Source organism: Paraburkholderia sp. CNPSo 3076, assembly GCF_026343935.1.
In the GTDB taxonomy this organism is placed as follows: Bacteria; Pseudomonadota; Gammaproteobacteria; order Burkholderiales; family Burkholderiaceae; genus Paraburkholderia; species Paraburkholderia nodosa.
In genome coordinates, this window is the sequence record NZ_JAPMAL010000099.1 from 1 (window position 1) to 3,718 (window position 3,718).

2 protein-coding genes and 1 pseudogene are annotated in these 3,718 nt (G+C 52.6%); all 3 read right to left on the minus strand.

Annotated elements, in window-relative coordinates; genetic code table 11:
* Positions 1 to 174, minus strand: a pseudogene (locus M3A49_RS42050) (IS5/IS1182 family transposase); the annotation flags it as partial.
* A 125-nt stretch (positions 175 to 299) separates the two neighbouring features.
* Positions 300 to 2,483 (minus strand): S10 family serine carboxypeptidase-like protein, encoded by a 2,184-nt coding sequence (locus M3A49_RS42055; RefSeq protein ID WP_266233959.1) that lies wholly within the window; start codon positions 2,481 to 2,483, stop codon positions 300 to 302.
* A gap of 999 nt (positions 2,484 to 3,482) precedes the next feature.
* Positions 3,483 to 3,718, minus strand: a 236-nt coding sequence (locus M3A49_RS42060; protein ID WP_133190276.1) for an integrase core domain-containing protein, incomplete at its 5' end; no start/stop codon positions are given.

The window sequence follows — 3,718 nt, forward strand, 5'->3', positions numbered from 1 at the left end:
GGGAGACGTCGCCGGTCGACCCTTGCGCGATACAAAGCTTTCGCTCATTGATGCGCCAAGTCGCTCCCAGTTGATGAGGTCGGCCAAACGTATCAACGGATGCTTCAGGTTGATCTGTTCGCGCAGCGGTTGGCGGAAGAAATCTCCCTCCGTCACAGGCGTCTTCGGACCCATCCGCACCTCATCGAAAAATGCAGGATTCTCACGTTAATGTGCCAGGTTCCTGCAGATCTCACAACACCATTTTGGCCTCAAAGCTCTGCCGCACAAGGCTCTCTGAATTGTTCAGGTTCGACTAGCTATCTCGTCATGGAGGGAATCGACGTAGTCGTCGCCTTTGCATAGAAACTAACCAGCGAGTCATGCATCTGCTGACGACTCACATCATCTGCATACGCCATATGACCGCCAGGGTACAAGATTCGGGTATAGCTCGATTGCATTTGCCATTGAGGGACCCGGCCGCCCGTGGGATCCGAAACATACTGGATGTCCCAATCGACCTTTGCAGCCGGGACAACGCCATCGTAATACCCAGCAGCAGTCAACACTTGCATCTTCGGATTGATTGCCATTTCGTCCGCAATGAAAATGGTTGCGTCCGGAAATGGGAGCTGAGAACCATCTGGGTAACTTGTGACACGGTTCCAGGTGCGAGCGATTAGCGAATTCAGTCCCTGATATCCGGACACGGCCTGGTATTTAAGATTGTTATAGACGTACGATGCGAAAATCGGTGTGTATGCCGACAGGTCGTCAAGCGCCGGATCCCATGTCAAATAATTATTCATGGATTGCGAAATATCACCTCCCGTCAGACCCTTTCGCAAATCATATAGCCCCAATGTTTTCCCATTCACCATGGCGTTTGTCGTGGCGATTTCGCTATTTAGCATCAGTTGCAAATTGTCGGTGGCGATTTGCGCTCCCGAATCGTTGGCAAATTTAATTGTCTGCTCAAGCGCAGATGGATCTTCTGCCGATCCCGTTGAAGACGAATTGAACAGATATAGACTTTTATTTGCACTCGCGTAAACCCCATTTCCCATTAGGGCGTTGAGGGTGCTGGTACATTTTTTTGCTTCATCCTTGACTCTGGGCGATGAAATCCACGAAATGTAATCCGCTTTATATCGACTCAGGTCAACGCCGAGAGTGAAGTTCAATGCGCCGCCTGACTGTGCCGTCGGCGAATTAAAAAATGACTCTGCCATTGCCGGAATAATTGACGCGACGTAATTGGAAGAAAATTCGACAGGGACGCCAGAGGATAGCGAATTTGCCATCGATTGGATTAATGTGCCCATTTGATTCAGGCGGGCAATTGAAGGGGGGGCGGAGGATCTTGTCGTGACTTCCCATACTTGCGGGTATTGGCGTGTGAATGCATCAATTTGTTTGTTAATGAGATTGACAGACGGTGTCAATTTAACAAGTTCATTAAATGCGAAGTCCTCCGATTTTTGAAAAAGCTGCGAGGAATCGAGATTTATCAGCGCCGGGTCTGTAATTGCCCCCCAGTATTTTGCCGTCATCGTAACAGTAGGAAGCAAAAACGCCGGCAGGGGATACCGCCTAGCTGGCTTTATCGAGCCATCGGGATAAAGATTATAGGTTGATTTTTCGTAGAAATTTAACGCGGGCGCCTGCATCAGAAGGCCGCTCAGTTTGATGCCATACGTATTGTGCAGCGTGTACGACATGATCCCGACGCGTGGTCCGCCGTAGGATTCACCGTAGATCATAAGTGGCGACTGACCGCGATTGTTAACGTTGAGGTATCGATAGATCAGTCCAGCGTTGACCGTCTCATCGGCATCGACCCCCCAAAAATCCTGATTTTTCTTCGGTGCGATCGCTTCGGAATAACCGGTTCCCGGAGGGTCGACAAAGACCATGTCGGTCTTGTCGATCAGCGTCTGCGGGTTTTCGCCGAGGGTCACGTCATTAGGGCCGGTCACCGTGGAACCCTGTTCGGAAAATACCCGCAGCGGCCCATAAGAGCCCATGCGAAGATAATTCGACGACGCGCCTGGGCCGCCGTTGAAAAAGAAGGTAATGGGACGTTGTGTTACGTCCGCACCGTCCAACGTGTAGGCGGTGTAGAAGATGGAAGCCGTTGGGGCATTGGTGCTTGCATCCCGTACGGTAAGATGCCCTGCAGTTGCCGTATAAGTCAGCGTTTGACCGTTGAGGGTAATACGATGATGTGTCACAGCTGCCCCCTCCGTTGCAGAGGGGAGCGAACCGCCGGCGGTAGTGTCGTAGGCCGCATTGTCGATGTAGGGTTGATCAGCTGTTAACGGCGGCAAGGACAGCGTCGCTGGCGTGGTGGCCGAAGTTGGCCGAATTGCCAGTGGGGCCCTGGCTGAGGTTGATGACGGTACTGCGGTTGTAGCAGTAGAACCATCGTCTCCAGCGCCACAAGCAGTCATAAGGCCAGCGGCGATGATGGTCGCCACAAGATAGTTGGCTTTGATCAACGGTAGTCGATGGCCAAAATGCTTTGCAAAAGATAAACGTCCCATTATTTACCGGTCTAGTCTCATTTCAAATCAAATATTGCTTTCCCGTGCGCTTTGCTATCGACGGCTCTGTCAAGTTCGCGAAGCGAATTTTCAAATTTGGCGATCCTTATGAAGTCCTGACCAAGACGTGTTTTATGCCAGCGAGATCCGGTACTTCCACTTTTGCTGCCGGATAGCTGCACAACTGATCAGTGACGATCTCCCTGGACACCGGGTACCGGGGCAATACCTTCGTGAAGAAGCGTGTAGCTAGGGTCCTGTTGCAGCGCTTCCGCATCAGCATGTCCCGATGCCCAGGTCGAGCCCGGCGCGCCGCGTCTTTCCCTGCAATTCGTGAAGTCTGCTGTCCTGTTGACCCTCACTTTGATTCACTCCTGTTGGTCGGCCGAGAGCATATGCAATAGTTGAGCCAGCGCCACGATATGTGCTTCGGCGGCATTGTCACGTTCGCAAGGGCGGTCGAGTCAATATGACCAGATGAGAAAGACGAAATCGCTCTATCGCGGTCACTGGTTCCCTGCGACGGGCTCTGTCAGGTTGATGGAGAGGGGGCAAACTTTACAGTGGAATACACAGAGGAGAGGTCAGTGCCGACACTAAGCGCAATTTACTTTATCGCAAGACTTTTGTCGGTAGTGTGACCGTTTGACGGGCTCACGGTCGGGTTCGACTCGCTCGTTGCCTATCAACTGGTTGTGTCGGGTAGCCGCTATGCATTGCTGCACAGCGGCCCCCTCAGAACCGTGCATGCACCTTTCAATGCACACGGCTCAAGCCTTTCAAAACCCCCAAGTGGGAGCCGGTTTCTTTACTGTCAAACCACGGCTATGGATCTGTTGGTGGCAGACAGGATAGACCATAACGAGATTGGCTGACGCATTCGACCCGCCGTCAGAGGTGGCACCGCTTGTTCGGACAAGGTCCCGAGATTTTTAAGTGGAACGTCCGGGGCGATCATGCTGCCGATTTGATCGCTGGCAGCGTCGCGAAGTATGCCTCATCGGGCGTCTGATCCGCCAGGCTCGAATGAGGACGTTTGCGGTTGTACAGCTCAATGTATTGGCCAATGGAGCGCCGGGCGTGGCTGACCGACTCGTAGGCTCTCAAATAAATCTCTTCGTACTTGATGCTGCGCCACACGCGCTCGACGAATACGTTGTCGCGCCAGGCGCCTTTGCCATCCATCGACA